Origin of the sequence: Curtobacterium sp. PhB191 (genome assembly GCF_004346515.1) — a bacterium.
In the GTDB taxonomy this organism is placed as follows: domain Bacteria; phylum Actinomycetota; class Actinomycetes; order Actinomycetales; family Microbacteriaceae; genus Curtobacterium.
In genome coordinates this window covers 45,171-70,880 of sequence record NZ_SMBV01000008.1, presented here as the reverse complement: position 1 = coordinate 70,880, position 25,710 = coordinate 45,171, and the positions used below count along the sequence as shown (strand labels likewise).

Genomic DNA, 25,710 nt, shown 5'->3' with positions numbered 1-25,710 from the left:
GTAGGGTGATCGGGTGCGAATCCTCGTCCTCGGTTCCGGTGCCCGCGAGCACGCGATCATCACGGCCCTCCTCGCTGAACAGGCGGGCCACGTCATCACGGCTGCTCCCGGCAACGCCGGCATCGCCGCCGATGTCGAGACCGTCTCCCTCGACCCCACCAACGGCGCGCTCGTCGCCGAGTACGCGATCGAGAACGGCGTCGAACTGGTCGTCGTCGGGCCCGAGGCGCCGCTCATCGCCGGTGTGGCCGACCCCGTCCGCAGCCGGGGCATCCCGGTCTTCGGGCCGGGCAAGGCCGCCGCGCAGCTCGAGGGCTCGAAGGCCTTCGCGAAGCGCATCATGTCCGAGGCGAACGTGCCCACCGGCCGCCCGGTGTACGCCGGCACGGCGGAAGAGGCCATCGCCGCGATCGACGAGCTCGGCGCACCGTACGTCGTGAAGGCCGACGGGCTGGCCGCGGGCAAGGGCGTCCTCGTGACCGAGGACCGTCAGGCCGCGATCGACCACGCCACCTACTGGCTGCAGCACGGGCACGTCGTGGTCGAGGAGTTCCTCGACGGCGAAGAGGTCTCGTTGTTCTTCCTGAGCGACGGCCACGACGTCCGCCCGCTCAGCCCCGCGCAGGACTACAAGCGCCTGGCTGACCGCGATCTCGGACCGAACACCGGCGGCATGGGCGCGTACTCGCCGCTGCCGTGGCTGGCCGATCGTTGGGCGTCCGAGCAGGCCTTCGTCGACGAGGTCACCGAGCTGGTCGCGCTGCCCACCGTCCGTCGCCTCGAGCACGAGGGCACCCCGTTCGTCGGGCTGCTCTACTGCGGGCTCATCGTCACCGAGCAGGGCGTCCGGGTCATCGAGTTCAACGCCCGCTTCGGCGACCCGGAGACCCAGGTCGTCCTCCCCCGCCTGGCGACGCCGCTGAGCGGACTGCTGCTCGCCGCCGCGACGGGCCAGCTCGGGGGGACCCCGGCACCCTCGTTCCGTCCGGATGCAGCCGTCACGGTCGTGCTCGCGAGCGAGGGCTACCCGGAGAACCCGCAGACCGGCCGTCCGATCACCGGCATCGACGCCGCGAACGCCCGCGACGGCGTCTCCGTCGCACACGCCGCCACCGGGGTGCTCGACGACACGCTCGTCGCCACCGGCGGTCGCGTGCTCAGCGTCGTCGCGACCGGAGCCGACTTCGCCCAGGCGCGCGAGCGCGCCTACGCGGGTCTCGGCGACATCACCCTGCAGGGCGCGCAGTACCGCACCGACATCGCCGCGAAGGTCACCCGATGAGCGCCGCGCCCGTGATCGCCGGCTGGGACCACGTCTCGTCGGGCAAGGTCCGCGAGCTCTACGTGCCGACCGGTACCGCCGACCTCCAGAGTGCGTCCGAGCTGCTGCTCGTGGCGTCCGACCGGGTCAGTGCCTACGACTTCGCCCTCGAGCCACCGATCCCCGGCAAGGGCGAACTACTCACCCGCCTGTCGCGCTTCTGGTTCACGCAGCTGAGCGACGTGCCGAACCACATCATCGGCCCGTCGTCCGGTGGCACCCCCGTGCCGGCCGAGGTCGAGTCGCGGTCGATGCACGTCATGCCGCTCGAGATGTTCCCCGTCGAGTGCGTCGTGCGCGGGTACCTGGTCGGCAGCGGCTGGGCCGAGTACCAGGCGTCCGGCAGCGTCTGCGGCGTCGCCCTGCCCCAGGGGCTGTCGAACGGCGACCGGTTGCCCGAGCCGATCTACACCCCCGCCTACAAGGCACCGCAGGGCGAGCACGACGAGAACATCTCGTACGAGCAGACCGTCGACCTGGTCGGCGCCGAGGTCGCGGCGACCCTGCGCGACCTGTCGCTGCACGTGTACACCGAGGCAGCGGCGATCGCCCTCGAGCGCGACGTCGTGATCGCGGACACCAAGTTCGAGTTCGGGCAGGACGCCGACGGCCGGATCCGGATCGCGGACGAGGTCCTGACCAGCGACTCGAGCCGGTACTGGGACGCCCGGGCCGACGGTCGGACGGACTCCTTCGATAAGCAGATCGTGCGCGACTGGCTCAGCGCCAACTGGGACCGCCAGGGCACGCCCCCGGTGCTGCCCGAGGCGATCGTGTCCCGCACCGCCGCGCGCTACGCGGAGCTCATCGAGCGCCTCGGCGCTTAGTCGGTTCCTGCTGCGGGCCTGCTGCGCGGACCCCGAGCGGGCCCCGACCGGTCACGACACCCCGCTCACGTCCGGCGACCGGTCACGAGCCGTCGTTCAGGCCCCCGGTACCCGACCGTTCGTGACCGTCCGGCGGCGCGCCGACGGCACGTCGTGACCAGTCGACGAGCGACCAGTCCTGACCTGCCGACGACCTGCCGACGGCTCGTCGTCAGAGGTCGCGCGCGACCACGACGACGGTCAGGTCGTCGCCCGGGTCGTGGTCGACCGCACGTGACCGCACCCGCTGCAGGAACGTCGCGATGTCCGGCGAGCCGCGGTAGAGCTCCCCGAGCTGCGACAGCGACGCGAGCGTGGAGTCCCACAGCTCGAGCGCGCCGTCGCTGACCACGATGACCACGTCGCCCGGGCGCATGACGAGCGACCCGGAGGCACGTTCGATGCCCGCGGGGTGCAGCCCGATCGGCAGGTCCGACGACCGCAGGATCCGCTCGGCGCCGTCGTCGCGGAGCTGCAGGACGAGTCCGTGTCCGGCGTCGGTGAAGTCGATCCGGCCGGTCGAGGGCGTGAGCCGGCCGTGGAACATCGTCGCGAACGACTCGGCGCGGCTGAGGTCGGGTGCGACCTGCGCCTCGAGCTCGGCGACGGCGACGTCGGGTGCCAGGTCGCCGCGGGCGAGCAGTGCACCGCGGATGTTCGCGGCGAGCAGCCCAGCCGACATGCCCTTGCCCATGACGTCCGCCACGGTCAGGTGCACGGCGTCGTCACCCGAACGGTGCCAGTCGTGGAAGTCGCCGGAGACGACGCCGTGCGGCACCGACAGCCCGGCGATCCGGTAGCCGGGCACGTCGACCGTGCCGGGTTCGAGCCCCGCGAGCACGGACCGCAGGCGGTCCTCGTCGGCGCCGGCTGCCAGTTCCCGCTCGGCCCAGACACCGAGTTCCTGGAGCAGGGCGACCTCGTCGGCGTCGAGGGTCCGCGGTTCCGGGTCGATGAGGCAGAGCGTGCCGACCTTGACGTCGTCGTCGCCGAGCCGCAGCGGGACCCCGGCGTAGAAGCGCACGTTCGGGTCGCCGACGACCATCGGCATGTCGGAGTAGCGGGCGTCGATGCGCGCATCCGGCACGAGCACGGGGCCGCGCTCCCCCAGCGTCCGCCCGCAGAAGGTGTCCTGCAGCGGGATGACCGGTCCGAAGTGGCTGTCGCTCTGCTGGGACTTGATGGTCAGCGAGGTCTCGCCCGCCAGGTTCAGGAAGGAGCCGGAGACACCGAGGGCTTCACGCGCGATGCGCGTGATCCGGTCGAAGCGCTCTTCGGCGCCACCCTCGACCACGTCGAGTGCGGCGAGCAGCGCTGCGCGGCGCACGGCGTCGGTCGCGCCGGTGACTGGGACGGTCGTCGCTGTCTCCGAGTGCATACACCCACGCTAACGCGCCAACCGGACAGGGCCTGTCCCCACTACGGAGGACGCACCACCCCAGTCCGCGGGGCAGGCTCGCCGAGCGCTCGGCCGTCGACCCTGGATCGGCGCGACCCGGCGCGGCCCGGCGTCGGACTACCCTGGACGCGTGTCCCGCCGTGTCCTGCCCGCTGTCGCCCTCGCTGCGGCGGCTCTGGTGACGCTCGCGGGGTGCGGCGCCCACGACTCGACCGGCCAGGTCTCGGTCACCGTGTCGGACAACGCCGCCGACCACCCGTACGAGGTCAAGGTCTTCGCGTCGACGGGCAAGCTCTCCGAGCACCAGCGGGTGTTCCCCGGAGGCACCGCGGACTTCGCGGGCGTCCCGCTCGGCAAGGTGACGGTCCGCGCGGGCTCGCTGTGCCCGCAGACGACGACGGTGACGAACGACGCCGTCGCGACGGTCACCCTGACGACGACGGGCTGCTGAGCGCGGGTCGGTTCAGACTGCGCCGGGACCCCGCGCGATCGTCTCGTGCGGCTGCTCGCCGAAGCGTGCGCGGTAGTGGGCGGCGAAGCGACCGAGGTGCGTGAACTGCCAGCGCCGGGCGACGTCGCTCACCAGCAGCCCGCCCGAACGCGATCGGCCGAGTTCGAGGTGGACCCGGTCGAGCCGGACCTCGCGCAGGTACTGCATCGGCGTCACCGCGAGCCGCCGGCGGAAGAGGTCCTGCACGCCGCGCTCACTCAGGCCGCACGAGTCCGCGATGTCGGCCACCGAGAGCGGCTGGTCGGCCTGGTCGTGCACGAAGCGGATCGCACGACGCATCCGGTGCTCGACGTCGGACCGTGACGGCGAGAACGTCGACAGCACGACCGTCGCGATGCGTCGGTTCAGGGCGGCTCGCTCGTCGACCGGCAGCGCGGGGTCGAGGACGCGACCGGTGACGTCGCGGAGCAGTGCTCGGAGGGGTTCGATCCGAGGGTCGGCGGCGTCCGGTTGCCGGAACTCGGCCGATGGGCGGTCGCCGCCGCCGTCGCCGTCGCGTCCGCCGAGCAACGCCGGCGACAGGTGCAGCAGGGTCATCGCCGTGGCGTCGGTATCGAAGCCGTACGCCACCGAGGCGGAGAGCATCATCGGGCGTTCGGCGCCGACGTCCCAGCTCGAGCCGTCGTCCGCGGTCAGGCGGGCACGGCCGTCGGCGAGCCAGAAGACCACGTGGTCCGGTCGGGGGCCGATCGTGCCGGAGCGGTGTCCGTGCGTCCCGATGCGCCGGATCGACAGCTCTGCGTCACCCCCGGTCACGTAATCGAAGGGCACAGCGTCCATCGGAACAGTGCCTCCGCTCACCCCGCTGCGGACGGTCCGGCACGGGAATCGGAACGCTACCGCACCGGACGACCGGGGCGGGCAACGACCGCCCCGAACCGCCCCGGACCGCTCAGGGCCGCTCAGGGCCGCTCAGGACGGGTCCGGCACCTGGTCCCACTCGTCGGCGTACCGCGAGAGCACCGTCCACCGCGACACCGGCCACGTGGTGATGAACGCACGACCGACCACGTCGTCGACCGGCACCGTGCCGTGCACGCGGGAGTCCGCCGAGTTGTACCGGTTGTCGCCCATCACCCAGATGCGCCCCTTCGGCACGGTGATGTCGAAGTCGGTGCCGGAGACCCGGTCCGACCCGATCTCGGGCACCACGTAGGGTTCGTCGACCGGGTGGCCGTTCACCGACAGGTGTCCGCCCGTGCCGCAGCACGAGACGGTGTCGCCGGGCAGGCCGATCACGCGCTTGATCAGGTCGTCGCCCTGCCCGGTGCCGAGCCAGCCGCCCGGGTCCTGGAACACGACGACGTCACCGCGCTGCAACGGCACGGCGCCGGGGACGAGTTCGTTGACGAGCACGCGGTCGCCGATGAGCAGCGTGTTCTCCATCGATGCGGACGGGATGTAGAAGGACCGGACCAGGTAGGTCTTCACCAGGAACGACGCCAGCAGCGCCACGACGACGATGACGACGAGGTCGCGGAGGAACTTCCAGCCGGCCCGCTTCGGCTTCGGCTCGGATTCGGTGGCGCTCAATGCGTCAACACCACCTTCACGAGACCGATCACGAACGCCACGGCGGCCAGCACGATGCCGCCCCAGAGCCCGAGGAACGTGGGCCGCTTGCCGCTGAACCGCTGCATGAAGACGCCGACCATGCCGATGCGCACGACCAGGATGACCAGGGCGGCCGTCTGCGCCCACCCCGTCGGGATCCACCCGATCCACGCCACCGCGTACAGCACCGCGGGGATGAGCCCGGACGTCGCGATCGGGTTCGCGTTCCGCATGATCGTCACGACCGATTCACGCCGGGCGTCGTCCGTCTGGGAGTCGTCGCCGCCGAGGCCGTGCGCCACCAGGTGCGCGAGCACGTGCGCCAGGTAGGTCAGGACCGCGGTCGCCAGGACGGCCCAGATCGCCGACCCGTGGTGGATCGCGGCCGGGTCGACGGCGATCGCGGCGGCGAGCACCGTGATGTTGCCGTAGATGTAGGACGACATCCGGTCGCGGACGTGCTCGATCGGCAGGTCGCGCGGGTCCGGACGACCGCCGCGGGGTCCGCGTCCGCGTCCGAGCGGTGGTCGTGTGCGTGGCATCCGTCCATCTTGGCCCTCGCGTGCCGGTCCTCGCCGACAGGACACCGAGTGCGATGGCCACGCGCGTGGCCGGTTCCGGCAGACTGGGTGGCGATCGGTGCGACGGCGCACCGGACAGGAGGCCCGTATGACGTCCGCACGACCACTCGCCCTGGTGACCGGTGTGGGCCGCAGAGCCGGCATCGGCGCGGCGCTCGCCACCCGTCTGGCGACCGACGGCTGGGACCTGGCCATCTCGTGGTGGGGCCCGTACGACGACCGCGTGAGCGGTGGGGCGGATCCCGACGGGGTCGAATCCGTCGTGCAGGAGTGCGAGTCGGTGGGTGCACGCGTGACGCGCCTCCCGGTCGACCTGGAGGACCCGGACCAGGCGGCCGCCCTGGTCGGCCGCGCCGAGACCGAGGCGGGCGCCCCCGTCACCGCGCTGGTGATGTCGCACTGCGAATCGGTCGACTCGGACGTCCGGACCACGACGGTCGAGTCGTGGGACCGGCACTTCGCGGTCAACGCCCGCGCGCCGTTCCTGCTCGTGCAGGCGTACGCGGCCGCACTCGAACGAGTTGGCGACGCCGCACCGCGGGACCGCCGGCGGATCGTCGCGCTGACGAGCGACCACATCGCGTACAACCTGCCGTACGGGGCGTCGAAGGGGGCGCTCGACCGTCTCGTGTTCGGTGCCGCGAAGGAGCTCGGCAGCCTCGGCGTCAGTGCGAACGTGGTGAACCCCGGCCCGAACGACACCGGGTGGATGTCCGACGACGTCAAGCGCTGGGCGGTCGAGGGCACGCCGCTCGGCCGACTCGGACGACCGTCGGACACCGCTGCACTCGTCGGGTTCCTCTGCTCGGAGCAGGGGCGCTGGGTGAACGGGCAGCTGCTGACGTCGGACGGCGGGATCTCGAACCGCGCGTGATCCGGGCGGCGGACCGGGTCAGCCGCGACCGGGCGCGGTCACCTCGATGCGGTTCGCCCACGGGTCCTCGAACGCGACCGTCCGGCCGTCGTCGGCGGTCTGCACCCCGGTGTCGTGCATGCGTGCGACGAGGGCACCGAGGTCGTCCGACCCGGGCACCTCGATCCGCACGAGCCCCAGCCCGAGCGCGAGCTGACGGCGCCCGGCCCCGCGGGAGTTCCAGGTGTTCATCGCCATGTGGTGGTGGTACCCGCCGGCGCTGACGAACAGGGCCTCGCCCCACCCGGCCGTCGTCGCGAAGCCGAGCTTGTCGACGTAGAAGTCCTTCGCGCTGGCGACGTCGCCGACCGACAGGTGCACGTGGCCGACCCGACCCGGCGCGTTCGGCGCGGACTCCAGCGCGTCAGCCGTCAGGTGCTCCTGGAGGAACGCGTTCGGGTCGACGTACTTCGTGTCCATGTCGACCATGCCGTGCGTCCACGACCACTCCGTGCGGTCGCGGTCCCAGTACAGCTCGACGCCGTTGCCCTCGGGGTCGGTGAAGTAGAACGCGTTGCTCACCAGGTGATCGGCGCTGCCGGTGAAGGTCTGCGGGAACTTCGTCGCGACCGAGTACAGCGCGGCGGCCAGGTCGGCCCTCGTGTCGAACAGGATCGCGGTGTGGAACAGGCCGGCGTCGTGCGGGCCGGCGTGCTGCATCGACGGCGCGTGCTCGAGGATCACGATCGGGACCGCCAGGCCACCGGCGCCCGGTCGCCCCAGCACGGCGACGCCGCCCTCGTTCGAGAGCAGCGAGAGCTGGACGCCGTCGCGGTAGTAGCCGATCATCCGGTCGAGGTTCGCGACGCGGAGGGTGACGGCACCCATCCCGGTGTCGGCGGCGAGGAGGTCCTGCGTGTGCATGGGACCAGTGTGCGCCCATTTGGTTGACGCGTCAACCAAATGGGCGCATCGGTGGTCACGGCGAGTTTCGTGGTGGGCGACACTTCTCGCGGCCCGGCGCCCGAGATGTGTCGCTCAGCGCGAACTGAAGTGGCGCAGCACCCGGCTGCGGTCAGCGGGAACGGAAGTAGCGGTGCAGCGCGCGCTCGCGGATCGCGGCCGCGGCGAGCGCCCCGCCGAGCAGCGCGCCCACGAGCCCGAGGGACGCGATCGCGATCGCCTCGCGCACGATCGGCAGTGCGTCGTCGACGTCGAGGCCGCGCACCGACACCACCGCGACGCTCGTCGCGACCAGGGTCCCGACCGATCCCCAGACCAGGTGCTGCAGGACGATGCCGAGGACCTGCGCGCACCGCGGCACCCCGACGTGCCGGTCGGAGGCCAAGGCGAGCCGGCGCCGTGCGACCGCTGCCGCGCCGATCGTCAGCCCCACGAGGACCGCTGCACCGAACGGGACGAGCACTGGCTGCCGCGCCGCGGGGGTGAAGACCGCGCCCAGGGTCGGGTTGAGCTGCCCGGCGGTGGGTCGGTCTTCGCCCTCGGCCCCGCTCGCCGGCAGGACGGTGCGCCGGAGCATGGAGACCGTGTCGTCGCGCTGCGGCCACACCGTCGCCCAGCAGGCGTCGAACGGCGACCCGTCGTCCACCGTCGGCGCGAGGACCGCGTACTCCAGGTCGGGGTCCCGGCCGTCGTCGGGGTAGTCGTACACACCGGCGACTCCGGTGCCCGCGCCGCCCACCGTCACGAGGCGATCGCCTGCGGCAAGCCCCAGGGTCTCGTGCACCGCGGGCGAGATGATCACTCCCGCGGCCCCGTCGGCAGCCGAGCCACCGAGCAGGCCACGCACCCCGGCGGTCACCTCGTAGGTCGGGATCGCCGAGCCCGGCAGCGCGGCGGGGACGACCCCGGCGTCGAGGCGACGGAACGCGCCAGACGCGATGACCCCTTCGGCATCCGCGAGGGCATCGCACACGCGGCCGTCGATCCGGCCCTCGGCCCGCTGGACGGTCGTCCCCGCACCGCTCGCGACGAACACCGCAGCCGCTCGGACGTCACCGGCGACCGCTGCGGCGCGCAGGCCCACGACACCGCTGAGCAGCACCGCGAGGACGGCAGCGGTCACGGCTGCCCACGAGGCTCCGGAGGCGATGTCGCGCCACGCCTCCCGCCAGACCTCGGTCACCTGCATCCGGCGGGGGCTCATCGGTACCGCCCGAGGTCGAGCACTCCGTCGCAGGCGTCGCGGGTCGCGTCGTCGTGCGTGGCGACGACGACGACCGTCCCCGACGCGGCGAGCGCACCGATCCCACGGTTCACCTCGATCGCGGTCGCCCGGTCGAGTTGCGCCGTCGGCTCGTCGACCAGCATCAGACCCGGCGCGCTGGCGATGGCGCGCGCGAGCATCAGGCGTTGCGCCTCGCCACCGGACAGCTCGGCGAACCGCGCGTGCGCCCGCGAGCCGAGCCCGAAGCGCTCGAGGACCTCGAGCGCCCGGACGTCCGCGGTCCGACGATCCGCGCCCTGGGCGACGAACGGCAGCGCGACGTGGTCGAGCACGCGGCGGCGGGCCACCCCGTACGGGTTCTGGAAGACCCAGAGCGGCCGACAGCCCGGCGGACGGACGGCGGCACCGCGCGTCGGACGGAGCATCCCGGCGAGGATCGCGAGCAGCGTGGACTTGCCGGAGCCACTCGGCCCGACGACCGCGGTCACGCTCCCCTCGGCGAAGGCGCGGTCGACGCGGTCGAACAGCACGGTGCCGTTCGGCCAGACATGTCCGACGCCCTCGAGCGTCACCGACACGAGCTGGACCGGTCCGGCGCGGCACGGATCCGGTCGAGCGTTCGTCCGCCGGGCACCCGGACGAACGACTGCCCGAGTTCCGACCCGAGGACCTGGACCCGGAGCGGCCGCCCCGTCGTCGGTTGCACGCACGCCCGGTCACCCTCGAGGTCCCAGAGAGCCGTCGGCGGCACCACCTGGACGGTCCGCGGGCGACTGAGGGTCCACGTCGCGGCCACCGTCGGTGCACCGTCCGCCGAAGCGACCGTCGCCGCGTACTCCGGCAGGGCGCTGATCGCAGCGAGGTCCGTCGGCGAGGAGACCACCCCGGCGTCGTCGATCGGGATGTCGGCGTTCCCGATCCGCAGCACGCGCTCCCCCGGCGCCGGATCAACCGGGAGCGCCTCGATGCGCGCGCCGCGGAGTTCGGCCGGGAGTTCGACGAGGACACCGTCGGCGCCGACCGCTGCCCCGACGACGGCCACGCACGCCAGGACGGCGTTCTCGGCGGCTGGCACCCATGCGAACGGGTCCCGCGGCACGACGTCGTCGGGCAGGTCGTCGCGGTCGACACCTCGGTCGAGCAGGAACTGGTGCGCAGCTCGGAGCGTGCCCGGGCCGAGGACGCCGTCGATACTCAGTCCGGCACCGAGGCGCGTGAGTTCCCGCTGCAGCCCCGTGACGTCGGCCCCGCGGTCGCCGAGCTCGAGGTCGCGCCACAGCGGCTCGTCACTGGCGAGCGCGATCACCGGCCGCCCGTCGACCCGCGCGAGGACGTCCCCGCTCCGCACGGGCGCCCCGGTCGAGCACGTCGACGTCGTCACCGTGCCGGTCCGCGACGTCACGACCGCCCGTGGGGCACCGGTGGCGAGTGCGAGCTGCACCTGTCGTTCATCGGCATCGGTGCGCTCGGTCACCCGGACGGTGCTCGTGGGGGCCGCCGTCCGGAGTGCAGCCGGGACCTCGGCCGGCACAGCGACCACGATGGCGGCGGCCGTCGCCGCCGCGACCACCATCGCCCCGAGCGCCAGGAGCGCGGCAGACGGGAAGCGCATCACTGCCGCCAGAGTCCGAGGGGGTCCAGCCGACACTGTACGGCTCCGGGGTCCCACTGCGAGAAGGAGAAGTTCCCGTCGTCGTTCTGGGTGCGCCATTCACGTTCGGTGTACGTGTCGTCGACGAGTCTCACGGCACGGAGGCACGCGACGGTGATCTCTGCCTCGTCCTGCTTCTCCGGGTTCCGCCGGACTTCGTTGAACAGGTACGTCACGTCGCTGTCGAAGTCCTTCGCGCACTTCGACTTCGAATCGTTGATGGCCGTTGCGTCTTCAGCCTTCCGCCCTGGGAGCGGCGACGCTTCGGACGTGCCGTCCTCTGCTGTCGTGTAGTCGTAGCCGAGATCCCGCATGCATGCGCTCATGCGGGACTGGGCATCTGCGACCTCCCGCGCCGAGATCGTTCCGTCCGAGAGGATCTGCCGCTGGTACGGGCTGGTGTCGGCGGCTGATTCCGCGAACTCACCCGCCCACGGCCCGGCCACTGAGAAGCCTGACGGATCGACGACCCGGGGCGCAGCATCTGCGGAGGCGCAGCCAGCGAGCCCCGTGGCGGCGATCACCACGACGACCAATGCTCCCCGAGCACGGTTCCGAACCACCGCGTCAGGCCCGGACCATGCCGTACCGGGCGATGTTGGTCCAGCAGGCAGCCTCGTAGGACCACTTGTTGCCACCGACCACGTTCCCCCACTTCATCGTCCCGCTCTTCAGCCGGTTGAAGTGCTGAGCACGGCCACACCCCGACTCGTTGAAGCCCATGCTCTGCGTCACCTTCCGCCAGCACGTCGCAGCACTTGCCTCCGGCGCCGTCACGGTGTCGACCGCGATCCCGCCGCCCACGACACTCCCCAGCACGACCGCACCCAGTACGACGTTCTTGATCGACATCGATCTCCCCTTTCATCGCGACATCGCCCCGATGTCACCGTTAACGTATTACCGGTCAGTACGCGAGCGCAACGACCATCAGCACATCCGTGCAGGATGGACGCGTGACTGATGACATCCAGTGGGAGGTGGTCGAGGAGAGCTCCCTCTCGCTCCCGGACCACGAAGCGATCGCAGCACTGCTCGCGCAGGCGTTCCCGGACTGGTCCCACTGGTACGTGGGCGGCCGCAGCTGGTCCGGCATGCAGCCCGAACGCCGGGTCCTCGCCCGCGACCAGGATGGCGTCGTCCTGGCGCACGTCGGGATCCGCCGCATGTTCATCACGGTCGGCGGGCGCGACGTCCTGGTCGGCGACACCGGCCTCGTCGCCGTGTCGCCCAGGCTCCAGGGATCGGGCAAGGGCCGGGAACTCATGGAGCGCACGCACGCCGTGCTCGACGGGCTCGCGGTGCCGTACGGCTTCCTCGGCGCGGGCGAGAACCGCATCCCCTTCTACGCGAAGCTCGGCTGGCACGAGTTCCCCGAGGTCGTCGGCACCTTCTCGGCGTTCACCGCCGAGGGCGCCGGCATCACGAACACGGAGCAGGGCGGCTGGATGGTGCGGCCGGTGGCCGCAGCCCTGGAGGACTGGCCGGCCGGCCCGATCTGGCTGAACGGGCAAGAGGTCTAGAACGCAACGACAGACGGACGGGAGGCCCGGTGCCAGCTGGCACCGTGCCTCCCGTCCGTCAGGTGGTGGACCGGGGCTCACGCCCCCGCGTCCACCGGACTACGCCTCGACCGCAACCGTCTCCGGGTCCTCGTTCGAACCCGGCGCGCTCGGCACGACCGCGGCGCGCACGCGCGCACCGAGGTCGGCGTCGACGTTCGTCCAGTACGCGAACACGCGCTCGCGCAGGTCGTCGCGCGTCACCTTCGAGACGTGACCGGCGATGTTGCCGACCAGGCGCTCACGGGCGGCGTCGTCGAGGACCTCTCGGACGAGCGTGCCGGCCTGACCGAAGTCGTCGTCCTCCGGGTGCAGGGTCGCGGCGGAACGCTGCAGCGCGCCGTCGGACTCCCAGCCGGGCACGTCGTCGGTCGCGGTCGGGTCGGCGTGTGCGCCACCGAGCGAGTTCGGCGCGTACACGGGCACCTCGGACTTCTGGAAGTCGAAGCGCATCGCGCCGTCCTTCGAGTACGAGTGCACCTCGTTCTTCGGGGCGTTGACCGGCAGCTGCGCGTGGTTGGTGCCGACGCGGTAGCGGTGGGCGTCCGCGTAGCTGAAGATGCGCGCGAGGAGCATCTTGTCCGGGCTGGCAGCGATGCCGGGAACGAAGTTCGAGGGGGCGAAGGTCGCCTGCTCGATCTCGGCGAAGTAGTTCTCCGGGTTGCGGTTGAGCTCCATCGTGCCGACCTCGATGAGCGGGTAGTCCGCGTGCGGCCACACCTTCGTCAGGTCGAACGGGTTGAAGCGGTAGGACTCGGCGTCCCCGTAGGGCATGACCTGCACCTTGAGGGTCCAGCGCGGGAAGTCCCCGCGCTCGATCGCGGCGTGCAGGTCACGGATGTGGAAGTCCGCGTCCTCGCCGGCGATGCGGTCGGCGTCCTCCTGCGTCAGGGTCTTGTGGCCCTGCTCGGTGATGAAGTGGTACTTCACCCAGAAGCGCTCGCCCTCGGCGTTGATCCACTGGTACGTGTGCGAGCCGAAGCCGTCCATCTCACGCCACGACGCGGGCAGGCCGCGGTCGCCCATCAGCCACGTGACCTGGTGCGCCGACTCGGGCGACAGGGTCCAGAAGTCCCACTGCATGTCGTGGTCGCGCAGGTGCGAGCCGGGCAGGCGCTTCTGCGAGCGGATGAAGTCGGGGAACTTGATGCCGTCGCGGATGAAGAAGACGGGGGTGTTGTTGCCGACGAGGTCGTAGTTGCCCTCGGACGTGTAGAACTTCAGCGCGAAACCGCGGGGGTCGCGCCACGTGTCGGGCGAACCCTGCTCACCGGCGACGGACGAGAAGCGCGTGAGCATCTCGGTCTGCTGGCCCGGCTGCAGGAACGCGGCGCGGGTGTACTTGCTGACGTCCTGCGTGACGGTGAAGGTACCGAAGGCGCCGCCGCCCTTCGCGTGGACGACGCGCTCCGGCACGCGCTCGCGGTTGAACTGGGCGAGCTTCTCGACCAGGTAGTGGTCGTGCAGCGCGAGGGGGCCGTCGGCCCCGACGCCCATCGAGTGCTCGTCGCTCGAGACGGGAGCGCCGGAGTTGGTGGTCGTGGTGGGGGTGCCGGCCGGCTGGCCGGGCGTCGTGTTCTGGTCGGACACGGTTCCTCCTTGGGTGGAACGGTTGGTTCGGTCAGGGGTGCTCGGGTGGTTCAGGGGACGCGCGGGGCGTCGGGCGCGGCTGCGTCGGGCTCGTCTGCGCTTGCGCCTGCGTCGCTTGCGCTTGCGCCTGCGTCGATTGCGCTTGCGCCTGCGTCGATTGCGCTTGCGCCTGCGTCGCCGGCTGCGTCATCGCCCGCGTCGTCGCGCTCGGCCGCGGCGCACCGCTCGCAGATGCCCCAGTAGGTGACCTCGGCGGTGGTGACCGCGAAGCCGTGCGCGTCCGACGGGGTCAGGCAAGGCGAGTGCCCGACGGCGCAGTCGACGTCCTCGATCGCGCCGCACAGGGTGCAGACGATGTGGTGGTGGTTGTCACCGGTGCGTCGCTCGTACCGAGCGGGGCTGCCGGCCGGCTCGATGCGTCGGACGAGGCCGACGCCGGTCAGCGCGGCGAGCACGCCGTACACGGCCTGGTGGCTGGTCGTCGGGAGCTCCGCCGTGAGCGCCGTGACGATGTCGTCGGCGGTGGCGTGCGGCATCGATTCGGTGGCCCGCAGCACCGCGAGTCGCGGCGTCGTGACCCGGAGGCCCGAGGTGCGGAGCAGATCGGCGTCGGCGTCCATGCTGAGCCTTTCTTTTGCAGGAATCAAGACAACACGGCCACTGTACACGAGCCGTCGTGGCGCGTACCCGTCGGAACACATTCCGCGACCGGTATGCGACGTGTCACGATCTGGCGGCGATCACCTGGAGGGACCCTGGAACGATCGGTCTGCACGCTAACGTCCCGACATGTCCACGAGCCACGGCCTGTCTGAACAGGCGAACAGCGCACCGGACGTCCGGGGGATCATCGCGAAGCGGGACCTGGTCGTCGACCTCATCCGGACGGCCTGCGTCGTCCTCGTCGTCATCGTGCACGTCACGATGGTCGGCGTCGCGTCCGACGACCACGGAGTGCGGGTGACGAGCCCCCTGCAGGAACTCCCGTGGTACGTCGCCGCCACCTGGGTCGGGCAGGTGATGCCCCTCTTCTTCGTGGTCGGCGGCTTCGCGAGCGCAGTCGGCTGGCGCAGCACCGTCGCGCGCGGTGCGCCGAGCCCTGCTCGAGACTACCTGGCCACCCGCCTCGTGCGCCTGTTCCGGCCCGCGGTCCCGCTGTTCGTGTTCCTCGCGCTCGGGCTCGGTGTGGCCACGGCCGTCGGCACCCCGCCGGACCTCCTCGCCGAGGTCGCGTTCGGCATCGGCTCACCGCTCTGGTTCCTCGCCGCGTACGGCATCACGCAGTGCTGCGTGCCGCTGATGATGCGGTTCCACGAGCGCGCACCCTGGGCAACCCTCGGCGTGTTGCTCGTGCTCGCCGCGGTGGTCGATGCGGTCCGCCTGGCCACCGGGGTCGCCGAGGTCGGACTGCTCAACCTCGGGCCGGTGTGGCTCTTCGCGCAGCAGCTCGGGTTCCTCTGGGCCGACGGGTGGTTCGCACGGCGGTCGAAGGCGCTCCTGCTCGCGGTGGCGGTCGTCGCCTACGCCCTGCTCGTCCCGATGACCTCGATCGGGCTGTGGGCACCGGACATGCTGCAGGACCTCAACCCGCCGATGCTCCCGCTGGCGTTCCTCGCGATCGCGCAGGCCTGCCTGGTCCAGCTCGTGCACGCCCCGCTCAGTCGCCTGATGCGCACCAGGGCCGCGCTCGGAGCCGTGTTCGTCCTCGGCCGCGACGGCATGACCATCTACCTGTGGCACCTGCCGCTGTTCATCGCGCTGAACGGGGTCGCCCTGCTGGTCGGGGTGCCGTTCCCGTCGCCGGGCTCGGGTGGGTGGTGGGCGTCCCGGCTGATCGCGCTGGTCGCGGTGCTCGCCGTCGCGCTCGGGGTTGCTCGCGCGCTCCGTTGGTTCGACCGCCCGCTCCCCCGGCTGCTGCCCTCGGCCGACCGCCCGTCCTGGCCGGTCGTCGCTGTCGCTGCGCTCTGCACGATCGGTCCGGCGTTCCTGGTGATGCAGCTGCACCTGTCGTTCGGGATCGCGGTCATCGGCGCCGTGGCCGTGCCGATCGGGGTGTGGTTGCTCTCGCGGACCACGCCGGCCCGGGGCGTCACCCGGATCTGAAACGGTTCTCACCGTTCGGGGCCACTCCGACCTGCACCGCCACACGCGCCGGGCAGAGGATGGCGGCAGGCCGATCCCCTGGAGGCACCCGACGCCGTCGACACCCGAGTTCTGGAGCACCTGGCGGTTCGATCCCCTGTCCGCGGTGATGATCGCCGTCGCCGCGGTCGCCTACGGCTGGTGGGTCGTCGCCGCCGCACGTCGCGGCGCACGCTGGCCCTGGTGGCGCACCCTCGCGTTCGTCGCCGCACTGGTGCTGTTCGGGATCCTGCAGTTCGGCATCGTCGGCGTGTACGACCAGCAGCTGCGGTGGGCGTTCGTGCTGCGGTCCGCCCTGCTCTTCTTCGCGGTCCCCACCTTCGCCGCGCTCGGTGCGCCCGTCTCGTTGCTCCGGACAGGAGGCCCGGATCGCCTCGCGCACGCCGCCGACGCCGCCATGCGGTCGCGTCCAGTGCGCCTGCTCGGCAACGCGATCGTCGCGCCGCTCGTCGCCCTCGTCCTGTTCGGCCTGTTGCTGACACCGTTCGCGGCGACCCTGCGGGAATCGTCCGTCTGGGCCGTCGTGATCACGGTGACGGTCCCGATGCTCGGGTTCGGGTTGCTCGCTCCGCTGTCCGAGCCCGGTGTGCTGCGGTCGTCGACGTTCGTCACCGCGGAGTTCCTGCTCGCCTTCGTGGAGCTGATGATCGACGCGGTGCCGGGCATCGTGCTCCGGATCACGAACCACGTGCTCGACGGGTCGGTGGTGCAGGCCGTGGGGCAGCCGTGGTTCCCGTCGCCGCTGCGCGACCAGCACCTGGCGGGCGACCTGCTGTGGTTCATCGCCGAGGTGGCGGACATCCCCGTGCTCATCTCGCTGTTCATCCGGTGGCAGCGGACCGATCGCCGCGAGGCCCGCGCCGTCGACGCCCTGACCGACGAGCAGATCGACGAGTTGACGCGGGAGCACCTGCAGCGCCGGGGTTGAGCGCGCGGGCGGGGCGCCGACCCGGAACGACGACCTCGATGTCGTACGACGTCGAGGGTGTCGCACCCCCGCGGCCGCAACTGTTGCAGACGCGGGACTGCGACGAACCCGTTGTCGTACGACGTCGACGGTGTCGCACCCCCGCGGCCGCAACGACTGCGCCGGGACCCCGGCTACACGCGGGCCCCGGGCCGCTCGTGGGAGCAGCCCGGGGCCCGGGTGGTCGGCGCGGGTCAGGCGTCGGCGTGCTTGCCGTGGTGGTCGATGGCGGCGAGCTCGGCCTCGGCCGTCGCCGGAGCAGCGGCCGCAGCGTGCACGCCGTGCTCGGCCGGCTTCGCGTCGCCCTCGGCCGGCGCAGTGCCCTCCGCGTCGGGCTGCGCGGTCACGCCACCGGTCTGCTGCCAGGCGACGGTCTGCTTCGGCTTCGCCAGGAACAGCGCCGCCACGATCGCCGCGATGAGCACGATCGCCGGAAGGAACAGCGACTCACCCATGGCCCGCGAGAACGGCTCGAGTAGGAACCCGGGCAGTCCGCCGACCTGCTGCTCGGCACCACCGGCGGAGGTCCCACCGGTCGAGGCCGGGAAGTTCGCGGTGATCCGGGCCTCCATCAGCGCCGCGATGCCGGCCGAACCGAGCACGGCACCGATCTGACGCGTCGTGTTGTAGACGCCCGAGCCGGCACCGGCCAGCTTCGGCGGCAGGTTGCGCGTCGCCGAGACGGACAGCGGACCCCACATGCAGGCGTTGGCGATGCCGAGGAGCGCGCTCGGCAGGAGCACCCATCCCCAGTCGGCACTCGACGACAGCAGGGCGCCGAACCAGAACAGTCCGGCCGAGAAGCACGCGAGACCGAACGCGGCGACCCAGCGCGGGTTCCACCGGTTGAGATTCTTGCCGACGAGCGGTGCGAGGCCGGCGGACAGCACGGCCTGCGGCACGAGGAGCAGTGCAGCCTGGGTCGGCGAGAACCGCAGGACGTCCTGCGCCCAGAGCATGATCGGTAGCGCGAACGAGGCGATCGCGACACCGACGGCCGTGATGGCGACGTTGGCCAGGGTGAAGTTGCGGTCCTTGAACAGGCCGAGGGGCAGCAGCGGCTCACCCTTCTGCACGCCCTGCCAGACGACGAACCCGGCGAGCACCACGAGCCCGACGATGATGAGCGACCACACCGAGATCCGTCCGGCGATGACGCCCCAGTCGTAGGTCTCGCCCTCCTGGATGCCGAAGACGAGCAGGAACAGGCCGGCCGCGGACAGGAAGATGCCGAGGTAGTCGAAGCGGTGCCCGTGACGGTCGAACGACGGCACGAAGCGCTGCGCGAGGACGAACGCCACGACACCGACGGGGACGTTCACGAAGAAGATCCACTCCCAGCCGAAGCCGTCGACGAGCAGGCCGCCGACGATCGGGCCGACGAGCGAGGCGACACCGGCGACGGCGCCCCAGAGACCCATCGCGGCACCGCGGTTCTGCGGCGGGAAGATGCGCGTGATGACGGACATCGTCTGCGGGCTCATCATCGCGGCGCCGAGGCCCTGCACGACGCGGGCCACGATGAGCATCTCGATCGAGCCGGCCAGACCGCACCAGAGGCTGGCGAGCGTGAAGACGACGAGGCCGATCTGGTACATGACCTTCGGGCCGAAGCGGTCACCGAGGCGGCCGGTGATGAGCAGCGGCACCGCGTAGGCGAGCAGGTACGCGCTCGTCACCCAGATCACGGAGTTGATGTCCGCGTCGAGCTTCTGGGCGATGGTGGGGGTGGCGACCGACACGATGGTCGAGTCGACGAGGATCATGAAGAAGCCGACGACGAGCGCCCAGAGCGCGGGCCACGGCTTCTTCTCGGTCGTCCGCGGAGGCGTGACGGTGGTCATCGAGTGGTGTCCTTGCTGTTCGTGGGGAAGTCAGTGTCTGTGGGGACGGCCGGGCCGTCCCATGGGAGGTCGCCGCTGGCGATGCGGTCGACGGTGGTGCTGAGCCACTCGATCTGCGCGGCGAGCATCGCACGGACGTACGACACGTCGAGCCAGTACCGCTCGGTCAGCTGCTTGGCCTGCACGCGCTGGAGTGCCTGGTCGTAGTCGTCGCGCTCCTGTTCGAGTGCGACGATCCGGGCCCGGACGGCATCGACCGCCTCGGAGTGCGGCAGGTTCTCGAGCACGGAGAGGGCCAGGTGGAACTCCGGGTACTCGTCCGCGGGCTCCGCCACCATGCGGCGGAGGCCGTCCGCGAGTGCTGCGCGGCCGGCTTCGGTGATCGTGTAGGTGGTGCGTTCCGGCCGGTTGCCGTCGCGGTCGGTGCCCACGACCTCGGCGAACCCGAGCTCGGCGAGGCGGCCGACCTGGTGGTACAGGGTGCCCGGGCGGACCTTGACGTTCCGCTCCTCCTGCCGGTGGACCATCGTCTGGAACATCTCGTACGGGTGCATCGGTGCCTCGTTCAGCAGGTCGAGCGCGGCGAACGCGAGGGGCGTGAGCGACGCCATGCGGGCCTCCTGACGGATCGATGCGGCAGTCTTCCGACTGGACTATTCGACTTCGAATATACGGAGTCGAACACAGGTGAGCAAACGCACAGCACGTTCTCCACAGGAGGCCCGGATCCGTCCCGGCGTGTCGCGCGCGCCCCGTAGACTGGTCGCGTCCCCCACCCCTGAAGCGCTGGAGAGAACACGTGCCAACGATCGTCGTCGAGGTCATGCCCAAGGCTGAGATCCTCGACCCCCAGGGCAAGGCGGTGGGCAACGCCCTCGCCCGTCTGGGCAAGGCCGACCTGACCAACGTCCGCATCGGCAAGCGCTTCGAGGTGACCGTCGACGGCCCCGTCGACGACGCCAAGCTGGCCGAGGTCCGCGACATCGCCGCCGACGTCTTCTCGAACGCGGTCATCGAGGACGTCGTCTCCGTGACCGTCGAAGGCCAGTGACCCGGATGCGCATCGGCGTCATCACCTTCCCCGGCTCCCTCGACGACCGTGACGCCCAGCGCGCGGTCCGTCTCGCCGGTGCCGACCCCGTCGCCCTCTGGCACGGCGACCACGACCTGCAGGGCGTCGACGCCATCGTGCTGCCCGGTGGGTTCTCGTACGGCGACTACCTGCGCGCCGGTGCGATCGCCGCGAAGGCGCCGATCATGGCCGAGGTCATCGACGCCGCCGGCAAGGGCATGCCCGTGCTCGGCATCTGCAACGGCTTCCAGATGCTGGCCGAGGCCCGCCTGGTCCCCGGCGCGCACACCCGCAACGCGCACCAGCAGTTCATCCGCCGCGACCAGAAGCTCCGCGTCGAGACGACCTCCACCGCCTGGACCTCCGGGTTCACCGCGCAGCAGGAGATCACGATCCCGCTCAAGAACGCCGACGGCCGTTTCGTCGCCGACGCCGACGAGATCAAGCGCATCGAGGACAACGGCCAGGTCGTGTTCCGCTACGTCGGGGTGAACCCGAACGGGTCGATCGACGACATCGCCGGCGTCTCGAACGAGCGCGGCAACGTCGTGGGCCTGATGCCGCACCCCGAGCACGCGACCGAGCCCGGCTTCGGCCCGGACACCGCCGCTGCCATGGCCTCCGGCACGGACGGCCTCACCTTCTTCACCTCCGTGATCGAGTCGACGCTCGTCAAGTGACGGCCGCGACTCCAGTGACAGGGAACGACAACACCGTGACGACTTACGTGCGCCCGAAGCCCGACACCGTGCAGGATGCCGCGGCGACTCCCGACAAGGACCAGCCGTACGACGCGCTCGGCCTGAAGCCGGACGAGTACGCCCGCATCAAGGAGATCCTCGGCCGCCGCCCCACCTCGGGCGAGCTGGCGATGTACTCCGTCATGTGGTCCGAGCACTGCTCCTACAAGTCCTCGAAGAACTACCTCCGTCAGTTCGGCAAGAAGGTCACGCCGGAGATGACGAAGAACCTGATGGTCGGCATGGGCGAGAACGCCGGTGTCGTCGACGTCGGCAACGGCTGGGCGGTGACCTTCAAGGTCGAGTCGCACAACCACCCGTCCTACGTCGAGCCGTACCAGGGCGCCGCGACCGGCGTCGGCGGCATCGTCCGCGACATCATCTCGATGGGCGCACGCCCGGTCGCCGTGATGGACCAGCTCCGCTTCGGCGCGATCGACCACGAGGACACCGCACGCGTCGTGCACGGCGTCGTCGGTGGCATCTCGTTCTACGGCAACTGCCTCGGCCTGCCGAACATCGGCGGCGAGACCTACTTCGACCCGGTGTACCAGGGCAACCCGCTGGTCAACGCCCTGGCGGTCGGCGTCCTGCGGCACGAGGACCTGCACCTGGCGAACGCGTCCGGAGCCGGCAACAAGGTCGTGCTGTTCGGTGCCCGCACCGGTGGCGACGGCATCGGCGGCGCATCGATCCTGGCGTCCGACACCTTCACCGAGGGCGGCCCGACCAAGCGTCCCGCCGTCCAGGTCGGCGACCCCTTCGCCGAGAAGGTCCTGATCGAGTGCTGCCTCGAGCTGTTCCAGAAGGAACTGGTCGAGGGCATCCAGGACCTCGGCGCCGCGGGCATCTCCTGCGCCACGTCCGAGCTCGCGAGCAACGGCGACGGCGGCATGCACATCTCGCTCGACGACGTCCTGCTGCGCGACCCCACGCTCACGGCCGAAGAGATCCTGATGTCGGAGAGCCAGGAGCGCATGATGGCGGTCGTCCGCCCCGACAAGCTCGACGAGTTCCTCGCCGTGGTCGGCAAGTGGGAGGTCGAGACCAGCGTCCTGGGCGAGGTCACCGGCACCGGCCGTCTCGTCATCGACTGGCAGGGCCAGGAGATCGTCAACGTCGACCCGCGCACCGTCGCCGTCGACGGCCCGGTCTACGACCGCCCGGTCGCCTACCCGACCTGGATCGACGCGCTGCAGGCCGACACCGCGGCGTCGCTCGACCGTCCGGCCGACGGCCCCGCGCTCAAGGCGCAGTTCCTCAGCCTGCTCGGTTCGCCGAACCTGGCGTCGAAGAACTGGGTCACGAACCAGTACGACACCTACGTGCTCGGCAACACGGCCCTGTCCTTCCCCGACGACGGTGGCATGATCCGCGTCGACGAGGAAACGGGTCTCGGTGTCGCCATCGCCACCGACGCCAACGGCCGCTACTGCCAGCTCGACCCGAAGCAGGGCGCGCGTCTGGCCCTGGCCGAGGCGTACCGGAACGTCGCCGTCACCGGTGCCGTCCCCGCTGCGGTCACCGACTGCCTGAACTTCGGCTCACCCGAGAACCCCGAGGTCATGTGGCAGTTCTCCGAGGCGGTCGAGGGACTGGCCGACGGCTGCATGGAGCTCGGCATCCCGGTCACCGGCGGCAACGTGTCGTTCTACAACCAGACCGGCTCGACCCCGATCCACCCGACCCCGGTCGTCGGTGTGCTCGGTGTCATCGACGACGTCGCCAAGCGCGTCCCGTCGGGCTGGCAGGACGACGGCCACAACATCTACCTGCTCGGCACCACGAGCCTCGAGCTCGACGGGTCGGCCTGGGCCGGCACGGTGCACGGACACCTCGGCGGTCGTCCGCCGGCGGTGGACCTCGGTCGCGAGAAGGAGCTCGCCGAGCTGCTCTTCGCAGCGAGCGGCGAGCAGCTGCTGACGAGTGCGCACGACCTGGCGGACGGTGGCCTCGGCCAGTCGCTCGCCGAGTCGGTGCTCCGCTTCGGCCTCGGTGCCCGCGTGGTCCTCGACGAGCTCGAGTCCCGCGACGGCGTCGACACGGCGACCGCGCTGTTCTCCGAGTCGACCGGTCGCGTCATCGTGACCGTCCGGCGCGAGGACGACGTCCGCTTCCAGGGCCTGTGCGCCGGTCGGGGCTTCCCGGTCCTGCGCATCGGCGTGACCGACGCCACGTCGAACGCGCTCGAGGTCCAGGGTGCGTTCACGGCGACGCTCGACGAGCTCCGCGGCACGCACAACGCGACGCTGCCGGCCCGATTCGGCGACGTGATCGTCGAGGACGTCACCGAGGGGTACGTCGGCCGTGGGCCGCTCGACTCCGACGGTGCGTTCTCGCCGCGCACGGACTCCTAGGCCCGGCGGACACCGCGTGCCCATCGTCACCCTGCCCTTCGCGGAGCTCGTCGACCGGTTCGGCCCCGTGCCGGACGGCATCGAGCTGGACGTGTGGGACGTCGAGGCGCCGTACGGTCGCCCGGACGACGTCGCCATCACGTTCCTGCCGTTCTACTTCGGTGGACGGCACCGCTGGCAGTTCGTGCACGACCTGCCGGCGCTCGAGCTCCTGCAGCTGCCGAGCGCCGGCTACGAGCACGCGGTGCCGCACGTGCCCGGTCACGCCCAGCTGGCGAACGGTCGGGGGATCCACGACGACGAGACCGCCGAGCTCGCCGTCGGCCTGGCGCTGACCTCGCTGCGTGAACTCGGGGCGTTCCAGGCCGATCGCGCGAACGGTGTCTGGGACGCCCGGAAGACCCGTTCCCTGGCCGACCGCCGGGTCACGGTCGTCGGCTACGGCGCGATCGGTTCGGCGATCGCAACCCGGTTCGAGGCGTTCCGCACCGAGGTCACCGTGGTGGCCCGTACGGCTCGCGACCAGGACGGTCGCCACGTGCACGCGTTCGGCGAGCTGCCCGAGCTGGCACCGACGACGGACGTCCTCGTGCTCATCGCGCCGCTGACGGACGAGACCGAACGGCTGGTCGACGCCGAGTTGCTGGCCGCGCTGCCCGACGGTGCCCTGGTGGTGAACGTCGCCCGCGGCAAGGTCGTCGACACCGATGCACTGGTGGCGGAGCTGCAGTCCGAGCGGCTGTTCGCGGCGCTCGACGTCACCGATCCCGAGCCCCTGCCAGACGGCCACCCGCTGTGGACGACGCCGAACACGGTCCTCACGCCGCACGTCGGGGGCAACACCGACCTGAGCGTCCCGCGGTCGATCGAGCTGATGCGTCGGCAGGTCGCAGCGCTGGCCGAGGGTCGCCCGTTCGAGAACCTGATCGAGCGCTAGCGACCAGTCGGAACACGCCGTCGTCTGCGCGCGACGGCGTCAGGCGCGCACCAGCAAAACGGTGGTCAGAGCGGGACGATGCACGTCGGGGTCCCGACGGCGATCTGCTCGACGGCCTCGCCCGGCACACCGTCGACACCGATCGGCAGCACTGCGATGGCGTCCGACCGCTCGTTGGCGACGAGCACGTACCCCGGCACCCGGGCGAAGTGCCGCGGCCAGGCTCCCCCGCACGACGCGGACCCGACGAGCGCGAGCCCGTCGTCGGCAGCGTCGAGCACCACGATCAGGTCGCGGCCACGGACGGCGACGGTGACGAGTCCGGCGTCGTCGACCTCGATGTGGCTGAGGAGCGACTCCCCCACCGCACCCTCGAACGTCGGGGTCGAGGCGATCGTCACGAGCGAGCCGGACTCGTCCCGGCGGAGTCGGTGGACCGCGCCGTCGAGCTCACCGGCGACGAACAGGTCGCCTGCGTACCAGGCCAGGTGCCGCGGGCCGACGCCGGGCGCCACGTGGTGCACGCGCAGCGCCTCGAGCGTGGGGACGCCGTCGGCCGACACGGTCACGCGGAACTCGTGCAGCGCGTCGCCACCCAGGTCGGCGACGAGCACCGTGCCGTCCGGCGTCGCGACGGACTGGTGCGCGTGCGGCGCATCCTGCCGGTCCTGCACCGGGCCGGTGGCGGCGGGCAGGGTCGCGACGGCGATGGCCGAGGCAGGGACGGCGAGCCGGTCGGTTCGGCCGTGCACGCCGTCTGCGGGCAGGACGACGCCGTCGCTCGCGAGGACCGAGGCGGAGAACGACTCAGCCGCCGCCAGCGAGACGGCGGTGACGGTGCCGGAGACGTAGTTGGTGACGATGAGCGCCCCGGACGGGTCGACCCGCAGGTGGCACGGGGCGTCACCGCCGGCGGAGGCGTCCCACAGGTGTTCGAGCGCGCCGTTCTGCATCCGGAAGGCGGAGACCCCGCCGTCGTTCGTCTCGGACACGGCGTAGACACGGTCGCCCGACACAGCGAGGAACGAGGGATCGTCGAGCACCGCGACGGTACGAGCGACCGCGACGGTACGAGCGCCCTCGCCCTCGCCCGCGCCCGTGCGGGCAGCGCCGCCGTCGACCAGGGAGATGCCGGTCGCGTTCCCGCCGCCGGTGGCGGTGTAGGAACCGACGAGCAGGGTCGGCAGGTCGACGCTCATTCGTCGCGTCCGGCGATGCGCTCGTGGTGGTGGATGACCTCGGCGACGATGAAGTTGAGGAACTTCTCGGCGAACGCGGGGTCGAGGTGCGCCTCGGCGGCGAGGCTCCGGAGCCGTGCGACCTGGATCTGTTCGCGGTCCGGGTCGGCGGCGGGCATGCCCGATTCGGCCTTCAGGTGCCCCACTCGCTGGGTGTACTTGAAGCGCTCGGCGAGCATGTGGATGACGGCGGCGTCGATGTTGTCGATGCTCTGCCGGATGCTCCGGAGTTCGGCGACAGCCGTCGCTTCGGGCTCGGGCGGGGTGACGTCGTCGCTCATGCCCCGAGCCTACTGGCGGACGCGCAGCCGAACCCCGCCGACGCCTGCGAGAATGA

General features: G+C 71.4%; 26 protein-coding genes and 1 pseudogene. 11 read left to right on the top strand and 16 right to left on the bottom strand.

Annotation, left to right across the window (positions count from 1 at the left end; genetic code table 11):
- Nucleotides 1–13: 13 nt before the first annotated feature.
- Entirely contained in the window at nt 14–1,282 is a 1,269-nt protein-coding gene (purD, locus tag EDF48_RS13920) for a phosphoribosylamine--glycine ligase (protein WP_131880735.1), read from the top strand.
- Entirely contained in the window at nt 1,279–2,148 is an 870-nt protein-coding gene (locus EDF48_RS13915; protein WP_131880733.1) for a phosphoribosylaminoimidazolesuccinocarboxamide synthase, read from the top strand. The genes purD and EDF48_RS13915 overlap by 4 nt, the downstream gene beginning before the upstream one ends.
- A gap of 211 nt (nt 2,149–2,359) precedes the next feature.
- Here the strand turns inward: EDF48_RS13915 and EDF48_RS13910 are convergent, their stop codons facing one another.
- Nucleotides 2,360–3,565, bottom strand: a complete 1,206-nt coding sequence (locus EDF48_RS13910; RefSeq protein WP_131880731.1) for a GAF domain-containing SpoIIE family protein phosphatase — start codon at nt 3,563–3,565, stop codon at nt 2,360–2,362.
- Between the two features lie 151 nt (nt 3,566–3,716).
- Here EDF48_RS13910 and EDF48_RS13905 point away from each other — a divergent pair, with 151 nt between their 5' ends.
- Nucleotides 3,717–4,037, top strand: coding sequence for a hypothetical protein (locus tag EDF48_RS13905; protein WP_123340134.1), 321 nt, complete (start codon nt 3,717–3,719; stop codon nt 4,035–4,037).
- 12 nt (nt 4,038–4,049) lie between these two features.
- On the opposite strand, the gene EDF48_RS13900 is transcribed toward EDF48_RS13905, so the two are convergent.
- The 3 genes from EDF48_RS13900 to EDF48_RS13890 all read right to left on the bottom strand — a co-directional run bounded on the left by EDF48_RS13900 (nt 4,050) and on the right by EDF48_RS13890 (nt 6,193).
- Nucleotides 4,050–4,868: a helix-turn-helix transcriptional regulator gene (locus EDF48_RS13900; protein WP_165918874.1), complete on the bottom strand. Its 819-nt coding sequence runs from the start codon at nt 4,866–4,868 to the stop codon at nt 4,050–4,052.
- Nucleotides 4,869–5,009: 141 nt separating this feature from the next.
- Nucleotides 5,010–5,630, bottom strand: coding sequence for a signal peptidase I (gene lepB / locus EDF48_RS13895; RefSeq protein WP_123293649.1), 621 nt, complete (start codon nt 5,628–5,630; stop codon nt 5,010–5,012).
- Nucleotides 5,627–6,193 carry a hypothetical protein gene (locus EDF48_RS13890; RefSeq protein WP_123937518.1) on the bottom strand — a complete coding sequence of 189 codons (567 nt, stop codon included), beginning with the start codon at nt 6,191–6,193 and terminating at the stop codon, nt 5,627–5,629. Before EDF48_RS13890 ends, lepB begins: the two co-directional genes overlap by 4 nt.
- A 127-nt stretch (nt 6,194–6,320) precedes the next feature.
- On the opposite strand from EDF48_RS13890, the gene EDF48_RS13885 reads away from it, so the two are divergent.
- The gene (locus EDF48_RS13885; RefSeq protein WP_123937517.1) at nt 6,321–7,106 is read left to right on the top strand and encodes an SDR family oxidoreductase; all 786 of its coding nucleotides are present in this window, start codon (nt 6,321–6,323) and stop codon (nt 7,104–7,106) included.
- An 18-nt stretch (nt 7,107–7,124) separates the two neighbouring features.
- Here EDF48_RS13885 and EDF48_RS13880 read toward each other — a convergent pair whose 3' ends face one another.
- The 6 genes from EDF48_RS13880 to EDF48_RS13855 form a co-directional block, all read right to left on the bottom strand.
- The gene (locus EDF48_RS13880) at nt 7,125–8,009 is read right to left on the bottom strand and encodes a VOC family protein (protein WP_131880727.1); all 885 of its coding nucleotides are present in this window, start codon (nt 8,007–8,009) and stop codon (nt 7,125–7,127) included.
- 151 nt (nt 8,010–8,160) lie between these two features.
- The gene (locus EDF48_RS13875) at nt 8,161–9,252 is read right to left on the bottom strand and encodes a hypothetical protein (RefSeq protein ID WP_131880725.1); all 1,092 of its coding nucleotides are present in this window, start codon (nt 9,250–9,252) and stop codon (nt 8,161–8,163) included.
- Entirely contained in the window at nt 9,249–9,851 is a 603-nt protein-coding gene (locus EDF48_RS13870; RefSeq protein WP_131880723.1) for an ATP-binding cassette domain-containing protein, read from the bottom strand. Before EDF48_RS13870 ends, EDF48_RS13875 begins: the two co-directional genes overlap by 4 nt.
- Nucleotides 9,842–10,885, bottom strand: coding sequence for a hypothetical protein (locus EDF48_RS13865; RefSeq protein ID WP_131880721.1), 1,044 nt, complete (start codon nt 10,883–10,885; stop codon nt 9,842–9,844). The genes EDF48_RS13870 and EDF48_RS13865 overlap by 10 nt, the downstream gene beginning before the upstream one ends.
- Nucleotides 10,885–11,451: a hypothetical protein gene (locus EDF48_RS13860; RefSeq protein WP_131880719.1), complete on the bottom strand. Its 567-nt coding sequence runs from the start codon at nt 11,449–11,451 to the stop codon at nt 10,885–10,887. Before EDF48_RS13860 ends, EDF48_RS13865 begins: the two co-directional genes overlap by 1 nt.
- Nucleotides 11,452–11,491: 40 nt before the next feature.
- On the bottom strand, nt 11,492–11,776 hold the full coding sequence (locus EDF48_RS13855) for a hypothetical protein (RefSeq protein WP_131880717.1): 285 nt from the start codon (nt 11,774–11,776) through the stop codon (nt 11,492–11,494).
- A 104-nt stretch (nt 11,777–11,880) separates the two neighbouring features.
- Here EDF48_RS13855 and EDF48_RS13850 point away from each other — a divergent pair, with 104 nt between their 5' ends.
- Entirely contained in the window at nt 11,881–12,447 is a 567-nt protein-coding gene (locus EDF48_RS13850; RefSeq protein ID WP_165918873.1) for a GNAT family N-acetyltransferase, read from the top strand.
- A gap of 99 nt (nt 12,448–12,546) precedes the next feature.
- On the opposite strand, the gene EDF48_RS13845 is transcribed toward EDF48_RS13850, so the two are convergent.
- Nucleotides 12,547–14,076, bottom strand: a complete 1,530-nt coding sequence (locus tag EDF48_RS13845) for a catalase (RefSeq protein WP_131880713.1) — start codon at nt 14,074–14,076, stop codon at nt 12,547–12,549.
- A gap of 227 nt (nt 14,077–14,303) precedes the next feature.
- A pseudogene (locus EDF48_RS13840) lies at nt 14,304–14,696 on the bottom strand (Fur family transcriptional regulator); the annotation flags it as partial.
- A 169-nt stretch (nt 14,697–14,865) separates the two neighbouring features.
- Here EDF48_RS13840 and EDF48_RS13835 point away from each other — a divergent pair.
- The gene (locus EDF48_RS13835; protein ID WP_131880712.1) at nt 14,866–16,179 is read left to right on the top strand and encodes an acyltransferase; all 1,314 of its coding nucleotides are present in this window, start codon (nt 14,866–14,868) and stop codon (nt 16,177–16,179) included.
- Nucleotides 16,180–16,327: 148 nt separating this feature from the next.
- Nucleotides 16,328–17,146 (top strand): cytochrome c oxidase assembly protein, encoded by an 819-nt coding sequence (locus tag EDF48_RS13830; protein WP_131880827.1) that lies wholly within the window; start codon nt 16,328–16,330, stop codon nt 17,144–17,146.
- A 233-nt stretch (nt 17,147–17,379) separates the two neighbouring features.
- Here the strand turns inward: EDF48_RS13830 and EDF48_RS13825 are convergent, their stop codons facing one another.
- Both EDF48_RS13825 and EDF48_RS13820 read right to left on the bottom strand, forming a co-directional pair.
- Nucleotides 17,380–19,029 carry a DHA2 family efflux MFS transporter permease subunit gene (locus tag EDF48_RS13825; RefSeq protein ID WP_131880710.1) on the bottom strand — a complete coding sequence of 550 codons (1,650 nt, stop codon included), beginning with the start codon at nt 19,027–19,029 and terminating at the stop codon, nt 17,380–17,382.
- On the bottom strand, nt 19,026–19,640 hold the full coding sequence (locus EDF48_RS13820) for a PadR family transcriptional regulator (protein ID WP_131880708.1): 615 nt from the start codon (nt 19,638–19,640) through the stop codon (nt 19,026–19,028). Before EDF48_RS13820 ends, EDF48_RS13825 begins: the two co-directional genes overlap by 4 nt.
- Nucleotides 19,641–19,828: 188 nt before the next feature.
- Between EDF48_RS13820 and purS the strand changes: the two genes are divergently transcribed.
- The 4 genes from purS to EDF48_RS13800 are packed head-to-tail and all read left to right on the top strand — an operon-like array spanning nt 19,829 to nt 24,135.
- Complete coding sequence (purS, locus tag EDF48_RS13815) at nt 19,829–20,080, top strand: phosphoribosylformylglycinamidine synthase subunit PurS (protein ID WP_017886272.1); 252 nt, start codon at nt 19,829–19,831, stop codon at nt 20,078–20,080.
- A gap of 5 nt (nt 20,081–20,085) precedes the next feature.
- Nucleotides 20,086–20,781 (top strand): phosphoribosylformylglycinamidine synthase subunit PurQ, encoded by a 696-nt coding sequence (gene purQ / locus EDF48_RS13810; protein ID WP_111085606.1) that lies wholly within the window; start codon nt 20,086–20,088, stop codon nt 20,779–20,781.
- Between the two features lie 35 nt (nt 20,782–20,816).
- Nucleotides 20,817–23,198 carry a phosphoribosylformylglycinamidine synthase subunit PurL gene (purL, locus tag EDF48_RS13805; protein WP_243692490.1) on the top strand — a complete coding sequence of 794 codons (2,382 nt, stop codon included), beginning with the start codon at nt 20,817–20,819 and terminating at the stop codon, nt 23,196–23,198.
- A gap of 16 nt (nt 23,199–23,214) precedes the next feature.
- The gene (locus EDF48_RS13800) at nt 23,215–24,135 is read left to right on the top strand and encodes a 2-hydroxyacid dehydrogenase (protein WP_165901503.1); all 921 of its coding nucleotides are present in this window, start codon (nt 23,215–23,217) and stop codon (nt 24,133–24,135) included.
- A 65-nt stretch (nt 24,136–24,200) separates the two neighbouring features.
- Here EDF48_RS13800 and EDF48_RS13795 read toward each other — a convergent pair whose 3' ends face one another.
- Both EDF48_RS13795 and EDF48_RS13790 read right to left on the bottom strand, forming a co-directional pair.
- Complete coding sequence (locus EDF48_RS13795; RefSeq protein ID WP_131880706.1) at nt 24,201–25,334, bottom strand: beta-propeller fold lactonase family protein; 1,134 nt, start codon at nt 25,332–25,334, stop codon at nt 24,201–24,203.
- Nucleotides 25,331–25,654: a chorismate mutase gene (locus EDF48_RS13790; protein ID WP_123671988.1), complete on the bottom strand. Its 324-nt coding sequence runs from the start codon at nt 25,652–25,654 to the stop codon at nt 25,331–25,333. The genes EDF48_RS13795 and EDF48_RS13790 overlap by 4 nt, the downstream gene beginning before the upstream one ends.
- Between the last annotated feature and the right edge of the window lie 56 nt (nt 25,655–25,710).